The sequence below is a fragment of the Limnohabitans lacus genome (assembly GCF_030053395.1).
In the GTDB taxonomy this organism is placed as follows: domain Bacteria; phylum Pseudomonadota; class Gammaproteobacteria; order Burkholderiales; family Burkholderiaceae_C; genus Limnohabitans_A; species Limnohabitans_A lacus.
The window spans coordinates 150,791-175,244 of record NZ_JASGBH010000001.1; the positions used below are offsets into that span (position 1 = coordinate 150,791).

At 61.5% G+C, this 24,454-nt stretch carries 25 protein-coding genes; 12 read left to right on the top strand and 13 right to left on the bottom strand.

Annotated elements, in window-relative coordinates; translation table 11 throughout:
• Positions 1-30 precede the first annotated feature (30 nt).
• Genes QLQ16_RS00770 through QLQ16_RS00780 form a run of 3 tightly spaced genes read right to left on the bottom strand, consistent with a single transcriptional unit; the run spans position 31 to position 3,956 of the window.
• Positions 31-1,281, bottom strand: coding sequence for a thiolase family protein (locus QLQ16_RS00770; RefSeq protein ID WP_283222779.1), 1,251 nt, complete (start codon positions 1,279-1,281; stop codon positions 31-33).
• A 52-nt stretch (positions 1,282-1,333) separates the two neighbouring features.
• Positions 1,334-3,184 carry a feruloyl-CoA synthase gene (locus QLQ16_RS00775; protein ID WP_283222780.1) on the bottom strand — a complete coding sequence of 617 codons (1,851 nt, stop codon included), beginning with the start codon at positions 3,182-3,184 and terminating at the stop codon, positions 1,334-1,336.
• 22 nt (positions 3,185-3,206) lie between these two features.
• Positions 3,207-3,956: a crotonase/enoyl-CoA hydratase family protein gene (locus QLQ16_RS00780; RefSeq protein WP_431310369.1), complete on the bottom strand. Its 750-nt coding sequence runs from the start codon at positions 3,954-3,956 to the stop codon at positions 3,207-3,209.
• A gap of 259 nt (positions 3,957-4,215) precedes the next feature.
• Here QLQ16_RS00780 and QLQ16_RS00785 point away from each other — a divergent pair, with 259 nt between their 5' ends.
• Entirely contained in the window at positions 4,216-5,088 is an 873-nt protein-coding gene (locus tag QLQ16_RS00785; RefSeq protein WP_283223112.1) for an amidohydrolase family protein, read from the top strand.
• A 31-nt stretch (positions 5,089-5,119) separates the two neighbouring features.
• Here the strand turns inward: QLQ16_RS00785 and QLQ16_RS00790 are convergent, their stop codons facing one another.
• From QLQ16_RS00790 to QLQ16_RS00820, 7 genes are all read right to left on the bottom strand, one after another.
• Positions 5,120-5,461, bottom strand: coding sequence for an ATPase with chaperone activity (locus QLQ16_RS00790; protein WP_283222782.1), 342 nt, complete (start codon positions 5,459-5,461; stop codon positions 5,120-5,122).
• Positions 5,462-5,468: 7 nt separating this feature from the next.
• The gene (locus QLQ16_RS00795) at positions 5,469-5,807 is read right to left on the bottom strand and encodes a zinc ribbon domain-containing protein YjdM (RefSeq protein WP_283222783.1); all 339 of its coding nucleotides are present in this window, start codon (positions 5,805-5,807) and stop codon (positions 5,469-5,471) included.
• 45 nt (positions 5,808-5,852) lie between these two features.
• Positions 5,853-6,674: an NAD-dependent epimerase/dehydratase family protein gene (locus QLQ16_RS00800; RefSeq protein ID WP_283222784.1), complete on the bottom strand. Its 822-nt coding sequence runs from the start codon at positions 6,672-6,674 to the stop codon at positions 5,853-5,855.
• 14 nt (positions 6,675-6,688) lie between these two features.
• Positions 6,689-7,453: an HpcH/HpaI aldolase family protein gene (locus tag QLQ16_RS00805; RefSeq protein ID WP_283222785.1), complete on the bottom strand. Its 765-nt coding sequence runs from the start codon at positions 7,451-7,453 to the stop codon at positions 6,689-6,691.
• A gap of 10 nt (positions 7,454-7,463) precedes the next feature.
• Positions 7,464-8,390, bottom strand: coding sequence for a 2-hydroxy-3-oxopropionate reductase (locus QLQ16_RS00810; RefSeq protein ID WP_348534148.1), 927 nt, complete (start codon positions 8,388-8,390; stop codon positions 7,464-7,466).
• An 11-nt stretch (positions 8,391-8,401) separates the two neighbouring features.
• Complete coding sequence (gene gudD, locus QLQ16_RS00815; protein WP_283222787.1) at positions 8,402-9,739, bottom strand: glucarate dehydratase; 1,338 nt, start codon at positions 9,737-9,739, stop codon at positions 8,402-8,404.
• A gap of 83 nt (positions 9,740-9,822) precedes the next feature.
• Positions 9,823-10,557 carry a FadR/GntR family transcriptional regulator gene (locus QLQ16_RS00820; protein ID WP_283222788.1) on the bottom strand — a complete coding sequence of 245 codons (735 nt, stop codon included), beginning with the start codon at positions 10,555-10,557 and terminating at the stop codon, positions 9,823-9,825.
• A 120-nt stretch (positions 10,558-10,677) separates the two neighbouring features.
• On the opposite strand from QLQ16_RS00820, the gene QLQ16_RS00825 reads away from it, so the two are divergent.
• From QLQ16_RS00825 to QLQ16_RS00850, 6 genes are all read left to right on the top strand, one after another.
• Positions 10,678-11,586 carry an SMP-30/gluconolactonase/LRE family protein gene (locus tag QLQ16_RS00825; RefSeq protein WP_283222789.1) on the top strand — a complete coding sequence of 303 codons (909 nt, stop codon included), beginning with the start codon at positions 10,678-10,680 and terminating at the stop codon, positions 11,584-11,586.
• Between the two features lie 38 nt (positions 11,587-11,624).
• A complete protein-coding gene (locus tag QLQ16_RS00830) occupies positions 11,625-12,587 on the top strand; it encodes a TRAP transporter substrate-binding protein (protein WP_283222790.1) in 963 nt (320 codons plus the stop codon).
• 59 nt (positions 12,588-12,646) lie between these two features.
• The gene (locus tag QLQ16_RS00835) at positions 12,647-13,135 is read left to right on the top strand and encodes a TRAP transporter small permease (RefSeq protein WP_283222791.1); all 489 of its coding nucleotides are present in this window, start codon (positions 12,647-12,649) and stop codon (positions 13,133-13,135) included.
• Positions 13,136-13,228: 93 nt separating this feature from the next.
• The gene (locus QLQ16_RS00840; RefSeq protein WP_283222792.1) at positions 13,229-14,518 is read left to right on the top strand and encodes a TRAP transporter large permease; all 1,290 of its coding nucleotides are present in this window, start codon (positions 13,229-13,231) and stop codon (positions 14,516-14,518) included.
• A 12-nt stretch (positions 14,519-14,530) separates the two neighbouring features.
• On the top strand, positions 14,531-16,108 hold the full coding sequence (gene garD / locus QLQ16_RS00845; protein ID WP_283222793.1) for a galactarate dehydratase: 1,578 nt from the start codon (positions 14,531-14,533) through the stop codon (positions 16,106-16,108).
• Between the two features lie 29 nt (positions 16,109-16,137).
• Entirely contained in the window at positions 16,138-17,133 is a 996-nt protein-coding gene (locus QLQ16_RS00850) for a Bug family tripartite tricarboxylate transporter substrate binding protein (protein ID WP_431310363.1), read from the top strand.
• Between the two features lie 75 nt (positions 17,134-17,208).
• Here the strand turns inward: QLQ16_RS00850 and QLQ16_RS00855 are convergent, their stop codons facing one another.
• Positions 17,209-17,475 carry an ABC transporter substrate-binding protein gene (locus tag QLQ16_RS00855; protein WP_283222794.1) on the bottom strand — a complete coding sequence of 89 codons (267 nt, stop codon included), beginning with the start codon at positions 17,473-17,475 and terminating at the stop codon, positions 17,209-17,211.
• A 39-nt stretch (positions 17,476-17,514) separates the two neighbouring features.
• Between QLQ16_RS00855 and QLQ16_RS00860 the strand changes: the two genes are divergently transcribed.
• Both QLQ16_RS00860 and QLQ16_RS00865 read left to right on the top strand, forming a co-directional pair.
• Positions 17,515-18,273 (top strand): AAA family ATPase, encoded by a 759-nt coding sequence (locus tag QLQ16_RS00860; protein WP_283222795.1) that lies wholly within the window; start codon positions 17,515-17,517, stop codon positions 18,271-18,273.
• Between the two features lie 41 nt (positions 18,274-18,314).
• Positions 18,315-19,184: a DNA adenine methylase gene (locus tag QLQ16_RS00865; RefSeq protein ID WP_283222796.1), complete on the top strand. Its 870-nt coding sequence runs from the start codon at positions 18,315-18,317 to the stop codon at positions 19,182-19,184.
• A gap of 126 nt (positions 19,185-19,310) precedes the next feature.
• Here QLQ16_RS00865 and chrA read toward each other — a convergent pair whose 3' ends face one another.
• Positions 19,311-20,627, bottom strand: a complete 1,317-nt coding sequence (gene chrA / locus QLQ16_RS00870; RefSeq protein ID WP_283222797.1) for a chromate efflux transporter — start codon at positions 20,625-20,627, stop codon at positions 19,311-19,313.
• Entirely contained in the window at positions 20,624-21,007 is a 384-nt protein-coding gene (locus QLQ16_RS00875) for a hypothetical protein (protein WP_283222798.1), read from the bottom strand. Before QLQ16_RS00875 ends, chrA begins: the two co-directional genes overlap by 4 nt.
• A 432-nt stretch (positions 21,008-21,439) precedes the next feature.
• On the opposite strand from QLQ16_RS00875, the gene QLQ16_RS00880 reads away from it, so the two are divergent.
• The 3 genes from QLQ16_RS00880 (at position 21,440) to QLQ16_RS00890 (ending at position 24,441) form a co-directional block, all read left to right on the top strand.
• On the top strand, positions 21,440-22,207 hold the full coding sequence (locus QLQ16_RS00880) for a GntR family transcriptional regulator (protein WP_283222799.1): 768 nt from the start codon (positions 21,440-21,442) through the stop codon (positions 22,205-22,207).
• A 26-nt stretch (positions 22,208-22,233) separates the two neighbouring features.
• Entirely contained in the window at positions 22,234-23,400 is a 1,167-nt protein-coding gene (locus tag QLQ16_RS00885; RefSeq protein ID WP_283222800.1) for an ABC transporter substrate-binding protein, read from the top strand.
• Between the two features lie 165 nt (positions 23,401-23,565).
• Positions 23,566-24,441, top strand: coding sequence for a branched-chain amino acid ABC transporter permease (locus QLQ16_RS00890; protein ID WP_283222801.1), 876 nt, complete (start codon positions 23,566-23,568; stop codon positions 24,439-24,441).
• Positions 24,442-24,454 lie beyond the last annotated feature (13 nt).

Consider the following 24,454-nt stretch of genomic DNA (forward strand, 5'->3'; position numbering starts at 1 on the left):
GGGCTGGCTCCTACAAAACACGTTTTTTGTTCACTTGCCTTCCGGGTTTTCGATCAGCAAGGCAATGCCTTGCCCACCGCCCACGCAGGCACTCGAGATGCCGTAGCGCAAGCCGCTGCGTTGGAGTTCACGCGCCAGCGTGATCGTCAGGCGCACGCCGGTGGCGGCCAGCGGGTGGCCCAGGGCAATCGCGCCGCCGTTGACGTTGAGCTTGGACATATCCAGCCCCAACTCGCGGCCCACGGCCAGCGTTTGTGCGCCTTGGGCTTCGTTGATCTCAAAGCGGCCAATTTGGTCCAGCGTCAGGCCAGTCCGTTCCAGCAGCAGGCGAATGGCAGGCGCTGGGCCAATGCCCATGATCTCGGGCGGCACGCCCACAGCGGCCGCAGCCACCACACGGGCCAGCGGTTTTTTGCCTTGGGCTTTGGCATACGCGCCGGAGGTCACCACACAGGCCGCAGCCGCATCGACCAAAGCCGAGCTGTTGCCACCGGTTTGCACCCCACCTTCGTACACCGACTTGAGCTTGGCCAGCACTTCAGGCGGCGAGATGCGGGGGTGCGTGTCGGCAGACACTTCGGTGACCTTGCCTTGCAACTTGATGCCACGGGCTTTGTAGCCTTCGAGCTCAAACTTTTCGGTGACCACAGGCACGATCTCACCGGCATGGAAGCCGGCGGCTTGCGCGGCCACGGCCTTGGCGAACGAGTCAGACGCGAACTGGTCCACCTCTTCGCGGGTGATGTTGTATTTTTTGGCCAAGTTCTCGGCGGTCTGGATCATGTTGATGCCAGCGGCCGGGTCTTTGAGGGCTTCCCACATGTAGTCTTTGAAGCCCACGGGCGCGCCCAGCTTGAAGCCGGTGCGGTGGTCAAAGGCGGCAATCGGGTTGCGCGTCATGCTCTCGGTACCCACCACCAGTGCGGCCTCGCACACACCCGCTTCGATCTGCTCGCCCGCTTGGCGGAACAACTCAAAGCCGGTGCCGCAAATGCGCTGGGTCATGATGGCCGGCACTTCTTGTGGCACACCGGCATACAGGCCGATGTGGCGGGGCAAGAAGAACTGGTCAAAGTCGCCGGGCGCCATGTTGCCGGTGATGACCGAGCCGATTTCGGTGGCCGCAATGCCAGCGCGCTTCAAAGCTTCGCGTGCCGCCTTGATGCCCAGGTCCGTGGGCGAGATGTGACCCAATGCACCGCAGTAATCGACCATGGGCGTGCGAACACCTTCGTGCATCCACACATCGGCAAACGCGTTGAAAAATCCTTTGGAGGCCATTTGTTCTTTCGGTTTTTTGTGGGCGCTTGCAGGGCAAGCTCCTACAGGGTGATCACTGAGGTTTGACGGTGTAGTGCAGCGTGTCGGCGTGCAGCGCCGCCACGGTATCGGCGCGGTGGGTGAGCACCGAGCGTTGGTTGATCGAGCCTTTGTCGGTGATCTCGCCCTTGTCGATGGTGGGCGGCTCAGACAGCAGGCACAGGCGGGCGATGCGGTTGGCGCTGCCAGTGGCCGATTGGGCCAGCGTGTTGACGATCTCTTGGAACTTGGCCAGCACGGGGGCAGAGGCGAGCACCTCGGACAGCGGCACATCCGCGCCCAAGCCGCTCAAAGCACGCACCGCGGGCGTCGGGAAAATCATCGCGCCGACTTCTTTCATGTTGATGCCCGTCAGCACCGCGTCCTGGATGTAAGGGGCACCGGCGGCAATGATCTTGCCGCGCAGCGGGCCCACGCTTACAAAGGTGCCGGTGGCCAGCTTGAAGTCTTCGGCGATGCGGCCGTCAAACTTCAGGCCCAGGTGCACATCGGTCTCGTCGATCCACTTGACCGCGTCGCCGGTTTTGAAAAAGCCCTCTTCGTCAAAAGCACCGGCGGTTTCTTCCGGGTTGCGCCAGTAGCCGGGCGTGATGTTGGGGCCGCGGTAGCGCACCTCGGTCTTGCCCTGCATGTCCACCAGCTTGAGCTCCAGGCCCGGCGTGGGCACGCCCAGGTCGCCCGCTTGCACAAAGGGGTTGGTCACGAAGATGCCGAACGGGCCAGACTCGGTCATCCCCAGGCCCGTGCCCATCACGATGCGCTCGCCGATTTCGCGCTCTTGCGATGCGTACAGGCTGTCCCAAATGGGCTGGGCCAATGCGGCACCGGCATAAAAGAACATCTGCACCCGCGACAGCAGCGTTTTGCGCAGCAGGTCGTCGGTTTTCATGGCGTTGGCAATCGCTTCAAAGCCGGTGGGCACGTTGAAGTAGACGGTGGGCGCGATCTCGCGCAGGTTGCGCAAGGTCTCTCCAATCAAGGCCGGTGTGGGCTTGCCGTCGTCGATGTACAAGGTGCCGCCGTGGAACACGGTCATGCCGAAGTTGTGGTTGCCCCCAAAGGTGTGGTTCCAAGGCAGCCAGTCGACCAGCACCAGTTCTTTTTCGGCCAGCACGGGCATGGACTGGGCCATTTGCTGCTGGTTGGCGCACCACAGGCGCTGGGTGTTGATGACCGCCTTGGGCAGCTTGGTCGAGCCGCTGGTGAACAAAAACTTGACGATGGTGTCGGGGCCGGTGGCGGCCATGGCTGCGTCCACCGCAGGCGTGGCTGCAGTTGCACACAGGCTGTCGAAAGTGGTCACCTGGCGGCCATCCACGGCGCCTTCGCACATCACCACTTCCATGTCCGCGCTCACCGTGCCGGCAATGGCTTTGGCGTAGCGGGCGTCCGATGCGAACACCAGGCCGGGCGTGACGGTTTTGAGCACGTGCTTGAGCTTGTCGTAATCGACGCTCACCAGCGAATAGGGCGGCGAGGCGGGCACATAGGGCACACCGGCCACCATGCAGCCCAAGGCCAGCATGGCGTGCTCCAAGCTGTTTTCGCTCAGGATCACCACGGGGCGCTCGGCATTGAGGCCGCGGTCGATCAGGCCTTGCGCAATGTTGCGTGCGGTCTGCCAGGCTTGTGCGTAGCTGATGTGTTGCCAGTCTCCGGTGCTGCCGTCGGCTTGTTTGACGCGGCGGGCCATGAAGCTGTGATCAGGCTTGACCTGCGCCCAGTGCTGCAGGCGGTCGGTCATGCGCTCGGGGAAAGCTTGCAGTTCCTGATCGGCTTTGAGGTAGTGCGTGCCGGGCACGCCGTCACGCAGGGTGACGCGGGTCACGCCGAACTTCAGGGGGCGGAATTGGGGGGCGTTCATGGCTTGGTCTCCTGCAGCCGGATCAGTTGGCTTTTTGGACTTTGGCGGCCTTGCCCTCGAGGAAGGCGCGCACACGGGCCTTGGCTTCGGGAGCGGACTGCGCGATGGAGGCCATCAGCGCTTCGGTGAACAGGCCATGGTCCGCAGGCTGCTCGGCAATGCGTGGCAGGGCGTGGGTCAGGGCAAAGTTGGTCAGCGGCGCATTGGTCGCGATGCGGGTGGCCAACTCGATGGCTTTGGTCAAGGCCGTGCCGGTCGGCACCAGGTATTGCGCAAAGCCCACGCGCTCGCCGTCTTGCGCGTTGTACACACGGCCCGTGAGCATCATGTCGGTCATGCGGGCTGCACCAATCAGCTTGGGCACACGCACCGAGCCGCCGCCGCCCACAAAGATGCCACGCGTGCCTTCGGGCAGGGCATAAAAGGTGCTTTCGTCGGCCACGCGGATGTGCGAGGCGCTGGCCAGCTCCAAACCGCCACCAACCACCGCGCCGTGCAAAGCCGCAACCACGGGCACACGGCCTTGCTCGACAGCATTGAGCGCCACGTGCCAGCTGCGTGAGTGGTGGATGCCTTCACCGGCGTCGCGCTCTTTGAGTTCAGACAGGTCCAGGCCTGCGCAAAAGTGGTCGCCTTCACCGTGGATCACGGCGGCACCGGCTTCAGGCGGCAGGTTCTGAAAGACATCGCGCAAGGCTTCGATCAGGCCGTCAGACAGGGCGTTGCGCTTGGCAGGACGGCACAGACGCACCACGGCGACGGCGCCTTGCATCTCCAAAGCAACGCCATTGGCTGCAGCACGGTCAAGGATGGGGTTGCTTGCTTGGGACATCGGTTGGGTCTCTTAAATGACTTGACCCAAAGGCCAAGAAGGTTATTATTGATAACGATATTGTGCGCAGCGGTGAGCGCTTTTCGGCTTGGGGGTTTCCCTAGGTTGGGTGCTGATTCCCGCTCAAGCGCTGCAAGCTAAAGCCATTGCCTTTGAGATCGGCTATCGTTCAGAGGCACCCAACGGAGACCTGCAAGCCATGAATTACAAAGACCTGATCGCCATCGACATCCACACCCACGCTGAAGTGAGTTGCTGGAACCCCTTTGACAACTATGGTGAGGAATACGACCGCGCTGCGGACAAATTCTTTGGCAGCAACCGCCGCCCGACCATTGAAGAGACCGTGGCCTACTACCGCGAGCGCAAGATCGGTTTGGTCATGTTCACTGTGGACAGCGAATCACAGCTGGGCCGCCGCCGCATCCCCAACGAAGAGATCGCCAAGGCCGCGCGAGACAACAGCGACATGATGATTGCCTTTGCCAGCATCGACCCGCACAAGGGCAAGATGGGCGCACGCGAGGCCGAGCGCCTGATCAAGGAAGAGGGCATCAAGGGCTTCAAGTTCCACCCCACGGTGCAGGGCTACCACCCTTACGACAAGATGGCCTGGCCCATTTACGACGTGATCAACGAGTACAAGCTGCCTGCGATCTTTCACACTGGGCACAGCGGCATCGGCTCGGGCATGCGCTGCGGTGGCGGCCTGCGCCTGGCCTACAGCAACCCCATGCACCTGGACGATGTGGCCATCGACTGGCCCGACATGCAGATCGTCATGGCACACCCGAGTTTTCCGTGGCAAGACGAGGCGCTGTCTGTGGCCACGCACAAGCCCAATGTCTGGATCGACCTGTCGGGCTGGAGCCCCAAGTACTTTCCCAAGCAGCTGATCCAGTACGCCAACACGCTGCTCAAAGACCGCATTTTGTTTGGCAGCGACTACCCGCTCATCACGCCCGAGCGCTGGATGAAAGATTTTGAAGTGGCGGGCTTCAAGCCCGAGGTGATGCCCGGCATCTTGAAAGACAACGCGGTGCGTTTGCTGGGGCTGGACAAGGCCGCTTGATTTCCAGATCGGCGTCTTGGCGCCGATCCCTTCACACCACCGGATCCTGTGGCGCAGGGCTTTGCAGCAGCTGGTCTATCGGCCAGTTCAGCAGTTCGCCCAGGCGGCAGACCACCCAACGCGCTTCCACGGGCGACACCACCGCAGGCTCGGCCAGCAGGCCCAGCTCGCATTGCGCCAGCACCAACTCTTCGGTGATGCCCAAGGTGAACTGCATGTTGGCCGCTTTTTCGGTCAGCAAGTTGGCCAAGTCTTCGCACAGCTCGTAGCGCTCGGCCATTTCGCGGTGGCCGATGCTGGGTTTGATCTTGCCCGGCGGCACATACAGCGCCGTGAAGCTCTCGGGCAGGTAGATCTGGTTGCCTTCGCTCATGCCCGGCTCAGGCTTTTTTGACGAATTCGGTTTTCAGCTGCATGGGCCCAAAGCCGTCGATCTTGCAGTCGATGTCGTGGTCGCCTTCGATCAGGCGGATGTTCTTGACCTTGGTGCCGACCTTGACGACCGAGGAAGACCCTTTGATTTTCAAATCCTTGACCAAGGTGACGGTGTCGCCGTCTTGCAGCACATTGCCGTTGGCGTCTTTCCAGACTTTGGCCACATCAGCGGCAGCGGCCTCAGCGGGGTTCCATTCGTGCCCGCAGCTGGGGCAGATCAACAGGTTGCCATCTTCGTAGGTGTATTCGTCGTGGCATTTCGGGCAGGCGGGCAGGGTGCTCATGGGGTTTCCTTATCGGGCTGGAGGATACCCCATGCTCAGCCCCGTTCATCCGTGCGGCGTGGCTTTCACAAAAGCACCGCCTTGGTAAATGGCCGCCGGGTCCTGCGTGTCGATCACCGGTTGGCGTGCTTCGACGGCGTTTCGGAACACGTCCGACGAGTCTTGTGGCCGGTAGCCGATGTGTTTGGCATGGGTATTGTCCCACCAGGTGGTCTGGTTGTCCGACATGCCATAGATGATGGTGTGGCCCACGATGGGGGCCGTGAGTGCCGCGACGATCAGGCGTTCCAAGTCGTCGTAGCTCAGGTAGGTGGCCAACATGCGGCGGTCCTTGGGCTCGGTGAACGACGAGCCGATGCGCAGGCTCACCGTCTCGATGCCCCAGCGGTCCCAATACAGCTGAGCCAGGTCTTCGCCAAAGGCTTTGGACAGGCCGTAAAAACCATCAGGCTTGGGTGGCATGCGGGTGTTGACCACTTCGTCTTGCCGGTAAAAGCCGGTCACGTGGTTGGAGCTGGCGAACACGATGCGCTTGACGCCTTTCAAGCGGGCTGCTTCGTAAAGGTTGACCATGCCCACGATGTTGCCCGCCAAGATGGGCGCCCAGGGCTGCTCGGTGGACACGCCGCCCATGTGCACCACGGCGCTCACGCCGTCGAGCAAGGCCATCATCTGGTCGGCGTCTTCCAGCGCGGCGATTTGAACTTCTTCACCAGCGGCTGCTGCGCCCAGGTCGCGGCGGTGGCTCACGCGCAGCACATCGCAATAGGCTTTCAGGCGCGGGCGCAGCTCTTGGCCCAGATTGCCGCCAGCGCCCGTCAGCAGCAGGCGGGGAAATTTCAAAGGGGATGCGGGGGGATTGAGCATGGTGTTCTTGGCTTTCAGTCTTTGAAACGCGCGGCCAGGGCTTGTGCGCTGTCGCGCAACACGTTCTGGTCGGCGCCCACGGCCACAAACAGGCAGCCTTGGGCCACATAGTGTTTGGCCAGGGTTTCGTCGCCCGTCAAGATGCCGGCGGCCTTGCCGCACGCTTGGATGCGGGCAATGGCCTCGTCGATGACCTTGAGCACCTCGGGGTGCTTGGGGTTGCCCAAGTGGCCCAAAGCGGCAGACAAGTCGCCGGGGCCGATGAAGACGCCATCCACGCCTTCGACGTTGGCGATCTCTTCGATGTTTTTCAGGCCCTCGATGGTCTCGACCTGCAGCAGCACGCAGATTTCTTCAGCGCTGCGATGGGCATAGCCTTGGACACGGCCGTAGTTGCTGGCGCGGGGTGCACCGGCATAACCGCGCACACCCTGCGGTGGGTAACGGGTGTAGGACACCGCGTTGCGTGCTTCTTCGGCGGTCTGGATGTAAGGCACCAAGAGCGTTTGCACGCCAATGTCGAGCAAGCGCTTGAAGGTCACCATGTCGTTCCAAGGTGGGCGCACGATGGGCGTGGCCGTGCCGCCTTGCATGGCTTGCAGCTGGGCCAGCACATCGGGCACTTCGTTGGGCGAGTGCTCCATGTCCAGCAGCAGCCAGTCGTAGCCGCAATGGGCCAAGATTTCGATGCTGATGGGGCTGCACAAATGCGACCACAGGCCGATTTGTTTTTGGCCACTCAGGATGGCGTGCTTGAAACGGTTGATGGGAAAGTCCATGGCGTGCTCCTTAAGCGGCAGAAGGATCGGCGGGGGTCGGGCTGATCTGGAAGTTGGCGGCGATCTCCAAGGCGCGCACCAGGCCCGAGTGGTCCCAGCCTGCGCCACCGTTGGCAACGCAGCTGCTCATCAGCTGCTGGGTGCTGGCGGTGTTGGGCAGGCTCAGGCCCATGGCCTTGGCGCCTTCCAGGGCCAAGTTCAGGTCTTTTTGGTGCAGCTCGATGCGAAAGCCCGGGTTGAAGGTGCGCTTGATCATGCGCTCGCCATGCAGCTCCAAAATGCGGCTGGTGGCCAGGCCCCCCATCAGCGCTTGGCGCACTTTGGTGGGGTCGGCACCGGCTTTGGCGGCAAACAGCAGGGCTTCGCCCACGGCCTCGATGTTGAGCGCCACGATGATCTGGTTGGCCACTTTGCAAGTTTGGCCGCTGCCGTTGTCGCCGATCAGGGTGATGTTCTTGCCCATCAGCGCAAACAGGGGCTGCACTTGGTTGAAGGTGGCTTCCGAACCGCCCACCATGATGGTCAGGCTGGCCGCTTTGGCACCCACTTCGCCACCGGACACCGGAGCGTCCAGGTACTCGCAGCCCAGCGCGTTGATCTTGGCCGCGAACTCTTTGGTGGCGATCGGCGAGATGGAGCTCATGTCCACCACGGTTTTGCCTGCGCTCAGGCCTTGTGCGACGCCCTTGTCGCCAAACAGCACATCGGCCACATGCGGCGTGTCGGGCACCATGGTGAAGATGATGTCGGCTTGTTGCGCGACTTCGGCGGGGCTGGCACAAGCCTGTGCGCCTTGCGCCACCACGCCTGCGGGCACGCCGCTGCGCGAAAAGGCAAAGACCTCATGGCCACCGGCCAGCAAATGTCCCGCCATGGGCGCGCCCATGATGCCCAAGCCAATGAATCCGAGTTTCATGGTGTTTCCTTTGGAGTGAATCGCCCGGGTGCTCAGCGCACCATGCAAGGCATCTTGTTGTTGAACTTCCAGCCGGGGATCAGGTACTGCATCGCGATGGCGTCATCGCGTGCACCCAGGCCGTGTTGTTGGTAGAGCTGGTTCGCTTGCATCACCGCGTCCATGTCCACCTCGATGCCCAGGCCAGGCTTGGCGGGCACATCGACGTAGCCGTCTTTGATTTGCAGCGGGTCTTTGGTGAGGAACTGGCCGTCTTGCCAGATCCAGTGCGTGTCGATGGCGGTGACTTTGCCCGGTGCTGCCGCAGCGCACTGGGTGAACATGGCCAGTGAAATGTCAAAGTGGTTGTTCGAGTGCGAGCCCCAGGTCAGGTCATACATCTGGCACAGCTGCGCCACCCGCACCGAGCCTTGCAGCGTCCAGAAATGCGGGTCGGCCAGCGGAATGTCCACCGACTGCAGCTGGATGCTGTGGGCCATCTCGCGCCAGTCGGTGGCCACCATGTTGGTGGCCGTCAGCAAGCCCGTGGCGCGGCGGAACTCGGCCATCACCTCGCGACCCGAGAACACGCCTTCTGCGCCGCAGGGGTCTTCGGCATAGGCCATGGTGCTGCGGTGGTCACGCAAAAGGCGAATGGCGTCTTTGAGCAACCAGCCGCCGTTGGGGTCCAGCGTGATGCGCGCCTTGGGAAAGCGCTCGTGCAAAGCCACCACGGCTTCTACTTCTTCTTCGCCGCGCAGCACGCCGCCTTTGAGCTTGAAGTCCTGAAAGCCATAACGGGCTTGCGCGGCTTCGGCCAAGCGCACCACAGCCTCGGCCGTCATGGCTTTTTCATGGCGCAGGCGCAGCCAGTCGTCGGCTTGGTCGGGCTCGCTCCTGTAGGCCAGGTCGGTTTGATTGCGGTCGCCCACATAAAACAGGTAGCCCAGCATTTGCACCCGGCTGCGTTGCTGGCCTTCGCCCAGCAGGGCGCACACCGGCACGTTCAGGTGCTGGCCCAGCAAGTCGAGCAGGGCGCTTTCCACGGCGGTGACGGCGTGGATGGTGATGCGCAGGTCAAAAGTTTGCAGGCCTCGGCCGCCGCTGTCGCGGTCGGCAAACTGCTGGCGCATGGCCTGCAGCACGGCGTTGTAGTGGCCAATCGGCTGACCTTCGACCAGAGGGCGGGCGTCTTCCAGGGTCTGGCGGATTTTTTCGCCGCCCGGCACTTCGCCCACGCCGGTGTGGCCCGCAGAGTCGGTCAGGATGACGATGTTGCGCGTGAAGAAGGGGCCGTGGGCGCCGCTGAGGTTCATCAGCATGCCGTCGTGGCCCGCCACAGGGATCACCTGCATGCGCGTGACGACAGGGGTGGAAGAGGGCTGGGGCATGGTTCAAATGTCGGTTGATTTGACGGACATCGTACAACCTAAAGGCCGGGCACGTGATGCGTGTTAACCCTTGCCGCCGTGCCTCAGTGGTGGCTGGAGGCGCCTTTTTTGTGCCGGTCGCGGCTGTTGGACAGGTGGGTGCGCATGGCGGCGCGGGCCGATTCGGCGTCTTGCGCGGCGATCGCGTTCAGGATGTTTTCGTGCTCCTGGTGCACGCGCCGCAAATAAGCCAAGCGGGTGGCATCGACAGCGGGGGAGGTCTCCAGCCGTGCACGCGGGATCGACTGCGATCCCAGCGAATTCATCATGTCGGCGAAGTGGTTGTTTTGGGTGGCGCGGGCGATTTCATGGTGGAACTGAAAGTCGGCGGCAATCGCGTCACGGCCTTCTTCGATGGCGCTGGAAAACGCCGCCATGGCTTCTTGCATCACGGCCAAATTGGCCTCGGTGCGCCGCACAGCCGCCAGGGCGGCGGCTTCGGTCTCGATGCTGATGCGCAGCTCCAGCAGAGCAATCACATCGTGCAAGGTGCTCAGCTGGCCGGGGTTGACGCGAAAAGAGGGTGACTCCGATTGCGCCAGCACAAAGGTGCCAATGCCGTGGCGCGTTTGCACCAGACCGGCCGCTTGCAGCTTGGAGATCGCCTCGCGCACCACGGTGCGGCTCACGCCAAAGCGCGCCATGATGGCCGCTTCGGTGGGCAGTTTTTGGCCGCTTTGCAAGCTGCCGTTTTGCATGTCGGCGCTCAACTGATCGACCAGCTCATAGGTCAAGCTGCGTGATTTGCGTTTTTCGGGGGCGGCTTGCGGGGTGTTCATCGGGTAAATACGCATTCCAGTTTGGATGGCGGGCTTTCACAATCAACTTGTACGACAACTGACCACATCAAGCCCTTGGGGCGAATGTAGCAGAACACCGCAGACCTTGGCCACTTTTTCATGAACGATTTCCAAACCATTGCCGACACACAAGACCGCGTGGGTGAATCCCCCGTGTGGGATGTCCGCGCCCAGCGTTTGTGGTGGGTGGACATTGAAGGCGCCTTCATTCGCAGCACCGTCTTGGACGCCGCCGAGGGCGTGCAGTCCTGGTCCATGCCAGAGCGTGTAGGCTGCATCGCGCTCACACCGGTGCAGGGGCAATTGATCGCCGCCATGGAGTCGGGCATCGCCCGTGTGAGCTTGCAGGCAGACGGTCAGGTGGACACCGATTGGCTGGCCCGCATCCAACACCCCGCCCCCGGCATGCGTTTCAACGATGGGCGCTGCGACGCCAGTGGCCGCCTATGGGTGGGCACCATGGTGATGGACATGTCTTTGGCCTCTGACTTGGGTGGTTTGTATTGCCTGGACGAGCGGGGCCTCACGGGCCCACACGTCACGGGCTTGCTCACGCCCAATGGCTTGGGGTTCAGCCCCGATGGGCGCACTTTGTATCTGTCGGACTCGCACCCCACGGTACAAAAAATATGGGCTTTTGATCTCGACGCTGCCACTGGCCACTTGCGCAACCAGCGCTTGTTTGTGGACATGAACGACTGGCCCGGCCGCCCCGATGGCGCAGCCGTCGATGCGCGAGGGCATTACTGGATCTGTGGCAACGACGCCGGTCAGATCCACGACTTTGATGCGCAAGGCCAGTGGTGCCAATCGCTGTCGGTGCCCATGCCCAAGCCGTCCATGTGCGCCTTTGGCGGCGCCAAGCTGGACCAATTGTTGGTCACCTCCATCATCCCCGCGCAAACCACAGAGGCCACGCGTGGCAGCAGCGGTTCCCTGATTGCCTTGCAGCCTGGCGTGCAGGGTTTGCCCGAGCCTGTGTTTTCCCGTTTTCCCGCTAGTGTGTAAGGTGTATTTCAACCATTTCTAACCCTGGAGACAACAAGATGAAACTCAACAAATCCCTGATGGCCATCGCTGCCGCTTTGGCTTTTTCGGCCCAAGCCACCGAGTTCCGCTCTGCCGACATCCACAACGCCGACGACTACCCCACCGTGGTCGCGGTCAAGCACATGAGCACCGTGCTCGAGAAGTTGTCGGGCGGCAAGCACAAGATCAAGGTCTTCAACAAAGGCGCTTTGGGTTCTGAAAAAGAAACCATCGACCAGGTCAAGATCGGTGCGCTGGATTTGGTGCGTGTGAACGTGGCCCCCATGAACGGCATTTGCCCCATGACCATGGTGCCCACCATGCCCTTCTTGTTCCGCTCGGTGGACCACATGCGCAAGTCCTTGGACGGCCCTGTGGGCGAAGAAATCCTGAAAAGCTGCGAGTCGGTCGGCTACGTGGGCTTGGCTTTTTATGACAGCGGCGCACGCTCCATTTATGCCAAGAAAGCCATCAAGTCCGTGGCCGATGCCAAGGGCCTGAAGATCCGCGTGCAGCAGTCCGACCTGTGGGTGGCCCTGGTCAGCGCCATGGGTGCCAACGCCACACCCATGCCTTATGGCGAGGTGTACACGGGCCTGAAGACCGGCCTGATCGACGCCGCAGAAAACAACATCCCCTCTTTTGACACCGCCAAGCACGTGGAAGCCGTCAAGGTTTATTCCAAGACCGAGCACTCCATGGCGCCAGAGATTTTGGTGATGTCCAAAGTGGTGTGGGACAAGCTGCCAGCCAACGAGCAAGCCATGGTCCGCCAAGCCGCCAAAGAGTCGGTGGCCGTGCAGCGCAAAGCCTGGGACGAAGCCGAGGGCAAATCGCTGGCCAACGTGAAGGCCGCTGGCGCCGAGATCGTGGAAGTTGACAAGCGTTCCTTCCAGGCCGTGATGGGTCCGGTGTACGACAAGTTCATGACCACGCCTGACATGAAGCGTGCGATCAAAACGATCCAAGAAACCAAGTGATCGGCTGATTTTTTGCTTGCCCAATGCCCCTGGCTCAGCGCCAGGGGCAGGAGTTTTTCATGTTCACCAAATTTTGTGCGACCGTCTCCAAGATCTGCTTGGTGTTGGCCGTGATCGGCCTGATCGCCGTCATCCTGTGCGTGCAGTGGCAGGTCATCGGTCGCTATGTGCTCAACGACACACCGACTTGGGCCGAAGCCTTGGCGATGTTGATCGTCCTGTTTGTCACCGCCTTTGGCTTGGCTGTGGGGGTGCGCGATGCGGGCCACATCGGCCTGGAGTCTCTGGTGATCTTGCTGCCCGAAAAATGGCAGCACCGCATCGAGGTGTTGATCCACGCGCTGGTGGGCGTGTTTGGCTTTTTGATGGTGCAAGGCGGCTGGCTGTGGGCCAGCGCCAAGTGGGGCGAGAAAAAGCCCATGCTGCCGGTGCCCGACGGCATCGACTATGTGCCGGTGATCATTGCAGGCGCTTTGATTTTGCTTTTCTCGATTGAACACATTGTTGCGCTGGTGCAAGGCAAAGTGGTCGAACCGGTCTGGGATTGAACATGAGCCCCCACATTTGTCACTGCGTGTACTTCATTGCCCCCCGAGGGGGCGCTTGCCCTCCTTGGGGCGGCCCTGCGGAGGTCAACTGACATGGAACTCACCGTCCTTGCGCTGAGCTTCACGCTCCTTTTGATTTTGGGTGTGCCCGTGGCCTTTGCCATTGGCCTGTCATCTGTGGCCACCATCATTGCCGCTGGTTTGCCGGTGGCCATGGTGTTCCAGAAAATGGTCGGGGGCATGCAGGTGTTCTCCTTCCTGGCCATTCCGTTTTTTGTGTTCGCCGGTGAGCTGATGCTCTACGGCGGCATCGCCGACCGCATCGTGCGTTTTGCCAACAGCCTGGTGGGCCATGTGCGCGGCGGTCTGGGCATGAGCAACGTCATCGGTTGCACCATTTTTGGTGGCGTGGCTGGCTCGCCCTTGGCCGATGTGTCGGCCATGGGCTCGGTCATGATCCCGCTCATGAAGAAAGAAGGTTACGACGCCGACTACGCGGTGAACGTGACCACGCACGCGGCCTTGGTGGGCGCGATTATGCCCACCTCGCACAACATGATCATCTTCACGCTGGCCGCTTCCGGCTTGGCTTCGGTGAGTGTGCTGGGCTTGATCTTGGCGGGCTTGGTGCCTGCGATCATCTTGACGCTGTGCAACTTGGGCGCGGCCTATTGGGTGGCGGTGCGACGGGGCTACCCGATCCACGGCAACTTCCCGGGCTGGCTTGAAGTCATCAAGTCCTTGGGTGCCGCCTTGCCGGGCCTGTTTGTGGTGGTCATCATTTTGGGCGGCATCTTGTCGGGTGCCTTCACCGCCACCGAATCAGCATCCATCGCGGTGGCCTGGGCCTTGTTTGTCACGGTCATTGTGTACCGCACCTTGACCTTTCAAAATTTCCTCAAGGCTTGTGCCAAGGCTTGCAAAACCACCGGCGTGGTGTTGCTCTTGATCGGCATCTCCAACGCCTTCGGTTATTTCATGGCCTTGTACGAAGTGCCGCAAATGACGGGTGCGCTGATGCAAAAGATCAGTACCGAGCCTTGGGTCATCTTCTTGATGATCAACATCTTGTTGTTCATCCTGGGCACCTTCCTCGACATGGCGGCCACCATCTTGATTTGCACGCCGATCTTCATGCCCATTGCGATGCACTTTGGCATGGACCCGATGCAGTTCGGCATCATGCTGTTGATCAACTGCGCTTTGGGCCTGAATACACCCCCTGTCGGATCGGTGCAGTTTGTGGGCTGCGCGATTGGCGGCATCTCGGTGGGGCAGGTCATGCGCACCATCGGGCCTTTTTATGGGGCGTTGACCGTGGCGGTGCTGTTGGTGACTTATGTGCCCATGTTCACCTTGTGGCTGCCCAACTTGTTGAAGTGATCGGCTGAGCACATGAGCATTTCACGTCCGCCATTGGCGATCCGCATGCATGCGGCTGACAACGTGGCCATCATCGCCAACGACGGTGGTTTGCCGGCAGGCACCGTCTTGCCTGCCGGTGTGGCCGAAGGGCTGGTCTTGCGCGACAAAGTGCCGCAAGGCCACAAAGTGGCGCTGACCGATCTGGCCCAAGGCCAGGCGGTGATGCGCTACAACGTGCCCGTGGGTTATGCGCGGCAAGCCATTGCGGCGGGCAGCTGGGTGCATGAGCGTTTGCTCGACATTCCGCCTGCTCGCGAACTGCAAGGCTTGCCCATGGCCACCGTGCAGCCTGCGCCCCAAGCCCCGCTGGAAGGCTTCACCTTTGAAGGCTATGTCAATGCCGATGGTTCGGTGGGCACCCGCAATTTGCTGGCCATCACCACCACGGTGCAATGCGTGGCGGGGGTGGTCAAGCTGGCGGTGGAGCGCATCGAGCGCGAGTTGCTGCCGCTGTTTCCGAATGTCGATGGCGTGGTGGGCTTGGAGCACACCTATGGCTGCGGCGTGGCGATCGATGCGCCGGGCGCCGAGATCCCGATCCGCACGCTGCGCCACATCAGCCTGAACCCCAACTTTGGCGGTGAGGTGATGGTGGTCAGCCTGGGTTGCGAAAAGCTGCAACCGGACCGCTTGCTGCCACCGGGCAGCTTCCCAATCCAAGATGTGCGCGATGCAGGGCAGGGGCCTGACTTGGTGTGCCTGCAAGACGATGCGCACATGGGCTTCATGTCCATGATCGATCACATTGTGCAAAGCGCCCGCCCGCACCTGGAGCGCCTGAACGCACGCCGCCGTCAAACTGTGCCCGCCAGTGCACTGGTGGTGGGCGTGCAGTGCGGCGGCAGCGATGCGTTTTCGGGCGTGACGGCCAACCCGGCCGTGGGCTACATGGCCGACCTGATCGTGCGGGCCGGCGGCACGGTGATGTTTTCAGAAAACACCGAAGTGCGCGACGCGGTGGAGCAACTCACCAGCCGCGCCGCCACGCCCCAGGTGGCCGAAGACATCGTGCATGAATTGGGTTGGTACGACCAATACCTTGATCGGGGCCGTGTGGACCGCACCGCCAACACCACGCCCGGCAACAAGGCGGGTGGCTTGTCCAACATCGCCGAAAAAGCCATGGGCTCCATCATCAAAAGCGGCAGCTCAGCCATCTCGAGTGTGCTGGCGCCGGGCAACAAACTCCAGGCCGACCAAAAAGGCTTGGTCTTTGCCGCCACACCCGCCAGCGATTTCATCTGCGGCACCTTGCAGCTGGCTGCGGGCATGAACGTGCACGTGTTCACCACCGGGCGCGGCACGCCCTATGGCTTGCAAGCTTGCCCTGTGGTCAAGGTGGCCACGCGCACCGACCTGGCCCGCCGCTGGCACGACCTGATGGACATGAACGCCGGGCGCATTGCCGACGGCGAGCTCACCATCGAAGAAGCCGGGTGGGAGCTGTTTCGCATGATGCTGGACGTGGCCAGTGGCCGCAAAACTTGGGCCGAGCAATGGAAGCTGCACAACGCCCTGGTGCTGTTCAACCCTGCACCCATCACCTGAACCCATTGATCACAACGAGGAGACATCTCATGACACAACGCCGTCAATTCATCCAGACCGCCGCCGCTTGCGCCGCTGCTGCCATGGCACCGGCTGCCTTCAGTCAGGCAGCGCCTTGGCCTTCCAAGCCGATCAACTACCTGGTCGCCTTTCCGGCCGGTGGCACCACCGACATCTTGGCCCGTGTGGTCTCGCAAAAACTGGGCGCCGCGCTGGGCACCACCCTGGTCATCGAAAACAAAGGCGGCGCTGGCGGCAGCGTGGGCTCCGAGATCGCAGCCCGCGCTCCGGCCGACGGCTACAACCTGCTGGGCGGCACCATCAGCTCACACGCCATCAACGTGAGCCTGTACCCCAAGCTGGGTTATGACCCGATCAAATCGTTCACCCCGGTGTACCTGTACGGCACCAACCCTGTGGTGTTGGTGGTGGCGGCCAACAGCCCTTACAAAACACTCAAAGACCTGCTGACGGCGGCCAAAGCCAACCCCGGCAAGCTGTCCGGCGCCTCGGCAGGCAACGGCACTTCGCAACACCTGGCGCAAGAACTGTTGGCCTTCAAAGGCGATGTCAAATTCACCCACGTGCCCTACAAAGGCAGTGCCCCCGCCATTCAAGACGTGATGAGCGGCCAGGTGGATTTCATGTTCGACACCACCGTGGTGGCCGGTGCCCACATCCAAAGCGGCAAGTTGCGTGCGTTGGCCGTGACCTCGGCCAAGCGCTTGAGCGATGCGCTGACCGATGTGCCCACCGTGGCCGAATCGGGCTGGCCCGGCACCGCTGGTTTTGAGGTGGTGTCGTGGCAAGCGCTGTTTGCGCCCGCGGGCACACCCAAGCCCATCGTGGACAAATTGCACGCCGAAATTTTGAAGATCATCCAGACGCCCGAAATGCAAGAGCGCATCAAGGGCCTGGGCATGCAACCTTCCACGCTGACGCCAGAGCAGGTTCAGGCTTTCCAGAAAGCCGAGATCGAGAAGTGGGCGCAGGTCATCAAGGCGGCCAACATCAAGCTGGACTGAAAAAACAATGGGGCGCTGTCAAGCGCCCCAAACTCAACAGCCCACCTGCCTTTGCGGCAGGTGGGCTTTTTTGCATCAGCTGGGTCGCTTCATCTGGCATGAAGTGGGTTGGGCGCTGATGTACGAATCCCAAGTCACTTCGGTGCGAAAGCCGTAACCAGTGTTTTCGGCGTCGTACTTCACACCCTTGCTGCCTTTTTTGGCCCAGATGCCCAGGTACAGCGGTGCTTCGAGTTGGTGGTCGTTTTTGCGCATCTTGACTTCACCGATGGGGCTCTTGTAAGTCATGCCTTCCATCGCAAAAGCCACTTTCTTGGCGTCCGTAGACTGGGCTTTGCGCATGAAGCCGACGAAAAAGAAGTGACCAGCAGTCAGCTGGATATGCACCCTGCCGACAGCAACCTGATGGTGGCCTTTGTCAGCTCAGTGATTCATGGCACCGAACTGAACACAGACGTGACCCACCAGACCATAAAAGGCTCCAAGAAAAAAACCGCTCAACCCGGCTACACCCAGCATGACGCGCTCGCCGTCTCCATGGGACAGGACAGCCTAGGTAGCATGGCGACAGCGCTGGCATCATTCAACCGGTTGAAACGCGAAATGGGTGAGGCATACCCAGGGGGACTACTAGTTATCGACGAAATGGATGTGGGCTTCCACCCGCATGCCATTGAACGGCTCGCCAAGTCACTGAAAACCTACGCCAAACAACTTGACCTGCAAATCATCGCCACCACACACTCGCCGCGCCTCATTGAAGCCATCCACCCGGATGGCAACGGGAACGCCAATGCACCCGACAAGGTGATTTACTTGCTGGACACCAAGTACCCCAGACTGGCCACCGACCAATCACTTCAGGCCATGCTGAGCGACATGTCCATGATGCCGGACAAGGAAAAGCCGACCAGGAGGGCTAAACCCAAGCTTGCCGTTTACTTCGAGGATGACGAGGCAGCTCAGTTTTGCGCCAGTTTGATCCCTGCAGCGAAGAAAACAGCCCTGTCCAAAAAGTACGGAGTTCTTATCAACTGGATTCCATTGGGCATAGGTGGATCACATCTGGTCAAGCTCCCGGAAAAAGACCCATTATTCCTAGATAGAGTCCTGATCGTGGATGCAGACACATCGGCTTAAAGACAAGGCATGAGGTAAGCTACCCGCCTACCTGTTTATCCATGTACTCCAACAAGCTGTACACCCCTATGCGTTATCCCGGTGGCAAAGCTCGCTTTGCCCCGTTGATCGCCGAGGTCATCACCACCAACAACCTTGCCGGCGGCCATTACCTTGAGCCGTATGCAGGAGGAGCTGGCGTTGCCTTGTCTCTGCTAATCGACAACGTCGTTGAGCACATTCACATCAACGATGCCGACCCAGCCATTGCAGGTTTCTGGCGTGTGGCAACCCAGCAAACTACCGAATTGGTGACCATGGTCGCCACCGAGCCCATCACCATGGATGCGTGGCACCACTGGCGCGGGGTGATGCTGGGGCAGGAAGCTGGATCGGAGCTGGAACGTGGCTTTGCCACGCTGTTCATGAACCGGACCAACCGTTCAGGCATCCTGAAAGGTGGTGTTATAGGCGGTAAGGCGCAATCCGGCAGCTACAGAATTGATGCCCGCTTTATGCGTGACGAGCTTTGCAAGCGTCTGGAACGTATTGGTCTACACGCCGAGGGCATCCATGTGTATGAAGAAGATGCACACGAACTGCTGCGGCGTTGCCACCAGTTTTTGCCAGCCAAATCACTGATCTACCTGGACCCGCCGTACTACGTCAAAGGCGCGGGCCTGTACCGCAACTTTTACAAACACGACGACCACGTGAAGATCGCACAGCTTTTGGGGAGACAGCGCTTCAGCCGACCGTGGGTCGTGTCATATGACAACGCTGAAGAAATCAGAGAGATGTACGCATATGCCACACCCTATGCGTATGGACTCCACTACACAGCACAGCGCCGCTACACGGGCTCAGAAGTCATGTTTTTCAGCAAGCGCCTTAAAGCACCGCTGGATACGATGGAAAAGATTGCGGCCTGACGCATGAGGCACCTGTCGTCTAAGGGCCGGTAACGATCACTGCAGACCTTCGAGCCCTGCCTTTGTGTGACCGGGATCAGCCTCAAGCCGACCCCCAACTTGGCTAAGCGCTGAATGTCCCCAACCTCACACCCACTGCACCCCCATCCCTACCAGCGCACAAACGGCCAGCACCCGCATCACCGGCCACTGCCGCGCAATCAGCAGCCACGCCGCCAGTGCCGTGAGCGCCAATGCGGGCCAGTCAGCTTGGGTCCATTGCCCTGTGGGCCAGACCGTGTGCCATGCGAAGGTGCCGGCCAGATGCAGCACCACGCCGATCACCGCTGCCGTGATGCCTTGCAGGGGCCCAGCCAAGGAGGGCATGTGGCGCGTGGCTTCCACCAGCGGGCCACCCGCCAAGATGAACACAAAGGACGGCAAGAAGGTGAACCAGGTCACCACGCAGGCCGCCGCGATGCCGCCCAGCAAAGGGTTGCCCAAAAGCGCCTGGCTGTGCCCGCCCATAAAGCCCACAAAGGCCACCACGATGATCAGCGGGCCGGGCGTGCTTTCGCCCAGCGCCAGGCCGTCCATCATTTGCGTGGCACTCAGCCAGCCGTATTGCATGACGGCCGCTTGCGTCACAAAGGGCAGCACGGCATAAGCGCCGCCAAAGGTCAGCAAGGCCGTTTGCGTGAAAAAGCCGCCCATTTGCGTCAGCGTGTGGGCCGTGCCCAGCAGCAGCGCGATGCTGCCCAGGCTGACTGCCCACAGACCCACGCCCAGCAACAAGGCGCGCAGCAGGCGGCCATGGCTGTAATGGGTGTGCGCCGGTTGGGGGGTGTCGTCGTCCAGCCAAGCGGGCGCGTCGGGCGCCGCGCTGGCCGCGCCGTGCGGCACCGCAGCCACAGGCCGATGGCGTGCCATGCCATGCCCCAACAAGGCTGCGCCCAAGATGATCCACGGGAAGGACAAGCCCCACAGCATGCCCAGCAGCGATGCCGCTGCCAGTGCCCACAACCACGGCGCCTTGAGCGTGCGCTTGGCCATGCGGTGCACGGCTTGCAAGACCAGCGCCGTCACGGCGGGCTTGAGGCCCCACAAAAGCGCCTGGCCCCAGGGGTGTTGACCCCACACGGTGTAGGCCCAGCTCAGCGCGATCAAGAGCACAAGGCTGGGCAGCACAAACAAGGCACCGGCCGCCATGCCGCCGCGTGTGCCGTGCATCAGCCAGCCGGTGTAAGTGGCCAGTTGTTGCGCCTCGGGGCCGGGCAGCAGCATGCAGTAGTGTAGGGCGTGCAGGTAGCGCTTTTCCGAAATCCAGCGGCGGCGCACCACCAGCTCTTCGTGCATCAGCGCGATCTGCCCCGCCGGCCCACCAAAGCTGACGCAGCCCAGCCAGAGCCAAAACCTCAGGGCCTGCGCAAAGCTGACCGGGGCAGGGCGATGGGGGTGGCTCAAGGCGCGTTCCAGTGTTCGCGAAAGGCTTGGGCAAATGCAGCGGTGCCGCTGATGCTCAGGCTCAGGGTGATCTCGTCCTTGGCCGATGGGGTGGGCGACAAGGCCAGGGCTTGGTCGGCGCTGTTCCAGTGGGCGGTGATGGGGGCGTTGCCACAGCGGATGTGCAAATCAAAGTCCCAATCCGCGCCGTCTTCGATGGGGCCGGGTGCTTGCGGGCCAAAGCGGTGTGCCCAGGCCAGCAACTGCGTCACTTCTTGCAGCAGGGCGGGGGTGTGGCGGGCAGCGGGCTGGGCCAGCGCGTCCCAGCAGACCACGCCTTCGCTGTCTTCGCTGCAGTCAAATTCCAGAAATGCCAATGTCATGTGCTGTGAGGATCCCATGCGCCGATTGTCGCTTGCAGGGGGCTGTTTGTAGGAGCCAGCCCTGCTGGCGATGTGGGGCATGGCTGATCGCTTGCAGGGCAAGCTCCTACAGATGGGGTGTTTGTAGGAGCCAGCCCTGTTGGCGATGGGGCGCCCAAGGCCAGCCTGTCGCGCTGGATACATAAACGCCATGAATTGCTTAAATCTTGAGCAAAAAACAGGGAATCAAGGGTTTTCTGTATACAGCGATGGCGGTCTTGGTGGTTTAATTCGACGACTTTGCAACACGAACGCTGAAGTTTGTGCACCGTCATCCCGTAGGTCGGTGGCTTTAGCCCCGACATGCAGCATGCGCCGAAGGCCCCGATGTCGGGGCTAAAGCCACCGACCTACAAGGACGATCGTGTCCAAGGATTTCAGATTTCACCGGGCCTCAACCAACACCTGTTCATGAGCACATCACCCGTCCGCGCTGTGGATTCCGACTTGGCCGAAGAAGGCGGCTCGCAAGCTGTCAAGGCTCAGCAGCGCCTGCGCGAGTGGATTTTGGCGGGCGAATTGCCGTCGGGTGCGCGCATTGCCGAGCTGGCGCTGGTCGATCGCTTGGGCATGTCGCGCACGCCCATCCGCGCGGCGCTGATGCACCTCAAACAAGAAGGTTTGCTGGAGCCGCTGGCCGGTGGGGGTTATGCGGTGCGCACGTTTTCTGAGCGCGAAGTGGCCGACGCGATCGAGCTGCGTGGCACGCTCGAGGGCTTGGCCGCACGCTTGGCCGCTGAGCGCGGTGTGCGCCCAGCCTTGATCCGCCAAGCGCGTGCCTGCCTGGACCAGATCGATGCGGTGCTGCAAGCCTCGGCCCTGAACGACGAGACGTTTTCGGCCTATGTGGATTTGAATGGCCAGTTTCACAAGCAGTTGTCCGAGATGGCCGACAGCGCGGTGCTGGCCCGCGAGATTGAACGGGCCTCGAGCTTGCCCTTTGCATCGGCCTCGGGCTTTGTGGGTGTGCATGTGAACGACGCCCACGCCCGCGACACCCTGGTGGTGGCGCAGCACCAGCACCGTCAGGTGCTCGACGCCATCGAGCGGCGCGAAGCCGGCCGGGCCGAAGCCCTGATGCGCGAGCACTCGCGCATTGCCAGGCAAAACATGCAGGTCGCCTTGCGCGACCCCGCCGCATCGGGCACACCCGGTGTGCAACTGATCCGACCGTCCTGAACCGATTTTTAACGAGGAGATAGAGCATGCAAAAACGTCAATTCCTGAGCGCCATCGCTTGCGCCACCCTGGCCATGACCGCTTCCACGGCCATGGCGCAAGACAAATTCAAGATCGGCTTGATCTTGCCCATGACCGGTCCGTTCGCCTCCACCGGCAAGCAGATCGAAGCCGCAGCCCGCCTGTACATGGCGCAAAACGGCGACATGGTGGCGGGCAAAAAAGTCGAGCTGATCGTCAAAGACGACACCAGCGCGGCCGATGTGACCAAGCGCTTGGCGCAAGAGATGGTGGTCAATGAAAAAGTCAGCGTACTGGCCGGTTTCGGTTTGACGCCTTTGGCCTTTGCCACCGCCCCGATTGCCAGCCAGTCCAAAACCCCCATGGTGGTGATGGCTGCGGCCACTTCCAGCATCACACAAGCTTCGCCCTTCATCGTGCGCACCAGCTTCACGCTGCCCCAAGCAGCGGTGGCCATTGCCGACTGGGCACCCAACAACGGCATCAAGAAAGTCGTGACCTTGGTGTCTGACTACGGCCCCGGCATCGATGCTGAAAAGTATTTCAAAGACCGTTTGTTGTTCAACGGCGGCCAGGTGCTCGACACCCTGCGCGTGCCCATGCGCAACCCTGACTTCGCACCTTTCTTGCAAAAAGTGCGTGACCTCAAACCTGACGCGGTTTATGTGTTTGTGCCCTCGGGCGCAGGCGCGGCGCTGATGAAGCAGTTTGCCGAGCGCGGCATGGACAAGGCCGGCATCAAGCTGATCGGCACCGGTGACATCACCGACGACGACATCTTGAACAGCATGGGCGATGTGGCCAACGGCGTGGTGACCTCGCACCATTACTCGGCATCGCACAACTCGCCTTTGAACAAGAAGTTTGTCGCGGCCTTCGAGAAGGCCAACAACGGCTTGCGCCCCAACTTCATGGCCGTGGGCGGTTATGACGGCATGCGCGTGATCTACGAAGCGGCCAAAGCCACCAAAGGCGCAGGCGGTGAGGCACTGCTGGAAGCGATGAAAGGCCAAGTCTTTGAAAGCCCCCGTGGCCCGATGTTCATCGACGCGCAAACCCGCGACGTGGTGCACAACATCTACATCCGCAAAGTGGAGAAGGTGAACGGTCAGCTCTACAACCAGGAATTTGCGACCCTCAAGGACGTGAAAGATCCGGGCAAGAGCCGATAAGCCAAGCCTTGCTGAAGGCGCGATCGCTTGCAGGGCAAGCTCCTACAGGCCCGGACGTTGTAGGAGCCAGCCCTGCTGGCGATGTGCAGCTTGAAGAACCGTTGGCAGGGCATGCGGCGCCATCGCAGCCAGCCCTGCAACATTTGAGAACCAGAAACGCATGACATGCTGACCATCCTTTTCGACGGCGTTGCCTACGGCATGCTGCTTTTCATCTTGGCCGTGGGCCTGTCCGTGACCATGGGTTTGATGAACTTCATCAACCTGGCGCATGGCGCGTTTGCCATGGCGGGCGGCTACCTCACGGTGGTGCTGATGCAGCGCTTTGAGGTGCCCTTTTTGTGGTGCCTGCCGCTGGCCTTTGTGACCACGGCCTTGCTGGGTGCGGTGCTGGAGCGCACGCTCTACCGCCACATGTACAAAAAGCCGCATCTGGACCAAGTGCTGTTCTCGATCGGTCTGGCCTTCATGTCGGTGGCCAGCGTGGACTACCTGATGGGCTCGCAGCAGCAGATCATGCAGCTGCCCGATGGGCTGCGGGGTCGTACCGAGCTGTGGGCGGGCGAAGTCTTTGAATTGGGCATGGGCCACTACCGCCTGTTCATCATTGCGGTGTGCGCGGCGCTCACGGTGGGTTTGCAATACGTGCTGGCCAAAACCCGCTTTGGCAGCCGTTTGCGCGCCAGCGTGGACGACGCCCGCGTGGCCGCAGGCCTGGGCATCCGCGTCAATTTGATTTTTGCCGCCACTTTTGCCGTGGGCTCGGGCCTGGCGGGTTTGGGCGGGGCGCTGGGGGCCGAGGTGCTGGGGCTGGATCCGACCTTTCCGCTCAAGTTCATGGTGTATTTTTTGATCGTGGTGGCCGTGGGCGGCACCTCGTCCATCACCGGGCCGCTGTGGGCGGCGCTGCTCTTGGGCATTGCCGATGTGGCGGGCAAGTACTACATGCCCAAGCTGGGTTCTTTCATCGTGTATTCCCTGATGATCGCGATTTTGATTTGGCGTCCGCAAGGGCTGTTTGTGCGCAAGGGGGGCCGCTGAAATGAATGCTCAT

Coding starts and splice junctions, on each gene's coding strand:
- QLQ16_RS00770 (WP_283222779.1), bottom strand. CDS start 1,281: ATGGCCTCCAAAGGATTTTTCAACGCGTTTGCCGATGTGTGGATGCAC.
- QLQ16_RS00775 (WP_283222780.1), bottom strand. CDS start 3,184: ATGAACGCCCCCCAATTCCGCCCCCTGAAGTTCGGCGTGACCCGCGTC.
- QLQ16_RS00780 (WP_431310369.1), bottom strand. CDS start 3,956: ATGCAAGGCGCCGTCGCCGTGGTGCGTCTGTGCCGTCCTGCCAAGCGC.
- QLQ16_RS00785 (WP_283223112.1), top strand. CDS start 4,216: ATGAATTACAAAGACCTGATCGCCATCGACATCCACACCCACGCTGAA.
- QLQ16_RS00790 (WP_283222782.1), bottom strand. CDS start 5,461: ATGAGCGAAGGCAACCAGATCTACCTGCCCGAGAGCTTCACGGCGCTG.
- QLQ16_RS00795 (WP_283222783.1), bottom strand. CDS start 5,807: ATGAGCACCCTGCCCGCCTGCCCGAAATGCCACGACGAATACACCTAC.
- QLQ16_RS00800 (WP_283222784.1), bottom strand. CDS start 6,674: ATGCTCAATCCCCCCGCATCCCCTTTGAAATTTCCCCGCCTGCTGCTG.
- QLQ16_RS00805 (WP_283222785.1), bottom strand. CDS start 7,453: ATGGACTTTCCCATCAACCGTTTCAAGCACGCCATCCTGAGTGGCCAA.
- gudD (WP_283222787.1), bottom strand. CDS start 9,739: ATGCCCCAGCCCTCTTCCACCCCTGTCGTCACGCGCATGCAGGTGATC.
- QLQ16_RS00820 (WP_283222788.1), bottom strand. CDS start 10,557: ATGAACACCCCGCAAGCCGCCCCCGAAAAACGCAAATCACGCAGCTTG.
- QLQ16_RS00825 (WP_283222789.1), top strand. CDS start 10,678: ATGAACGATTTCCAAACCATTGCCGACACACAAGACCGCGTGGGTGAA.
- QLQ16_RS00830 (WP_283222790.1), top strand. CDS start 11,625: ATGAAACTCAACAAATCCCTGATGGCCATCGCTGCCGCTTTGGCTTTT.
- QLQ16_RS00835 (WP_283222791.1), top strand. CDS start 12,647: ATGTTCACCAAATTTTGTGCGACCGTCTCCAAGATCTGCTTGGTGTTG.
- QLQ16_RS00840 (WP_283222792.1), top strand. CDS start 13,229: ATGGAACTCACCGTCCTTGCGCTGAGCTTCACGCTCCTTTTGATTTTG.
- garD (WP_283222793.1), top strand. CDS start 14,531: ATGAGCATTTCACGTCCGCCATTGGCGATCCGCATGCATGCGGCTGAC.
- QLQ16_RS00850 (WP_431310363.1), top strand. CDS start 16,138: ATGACACAACGCCGTCAATTCATCCAGACCGCCGCCGCTTGCGCCGCT.
- QLQ16_RS00855 (WP_283222794.1), bottom strand. CDS start 17,475: ATGCGCAAAGCCCAGTCTACGGACGCCAAGAAAGTGGCTTTTGCGATG.
- QLQ16_RS00860 (WP_283222795.1), top strand. CDS start 17,515: ATGCACCCTGCCGACAGCAACCTGATGGTGGCCTTTGTCAGCTCAGTG.
- QLQ16_RS00865 (WP_283222796.1), top strand. CDS start 18,315: ATGTACTCCAACAAGCTGTACACCCCTATGCGTTATCCCGGTGGCAAA.
- QLQ16_RS00875 (WP_283222798.1), bottom strand. CDS start 21,007: ATGGGATCCTCACAGCACATGACATTGGCATTTCTGGAATTTGACTGC.
- QLQ16_RS00880 (WP_283222799.1), top strand. CDS start 21,440: ATGAGCACATCACCCGTCCGCGCTGTGGATTCCGACTTGGCCGAAGAA.
- QLQ16_RS00885 (WP_283222800.1), top strand. CDS start 22,234: ATGCAAAAACGTCAATTCCTGAGCGCCATCGCTTGCGCCACCCTGGCC.
- QLQ16_RS00890 (WP_283222801.1), top strand. CDS start 23,566: ATGCTGACCATCCTTTTCGACGGCGTTGCCTACGGCATGCTGCTTTTC.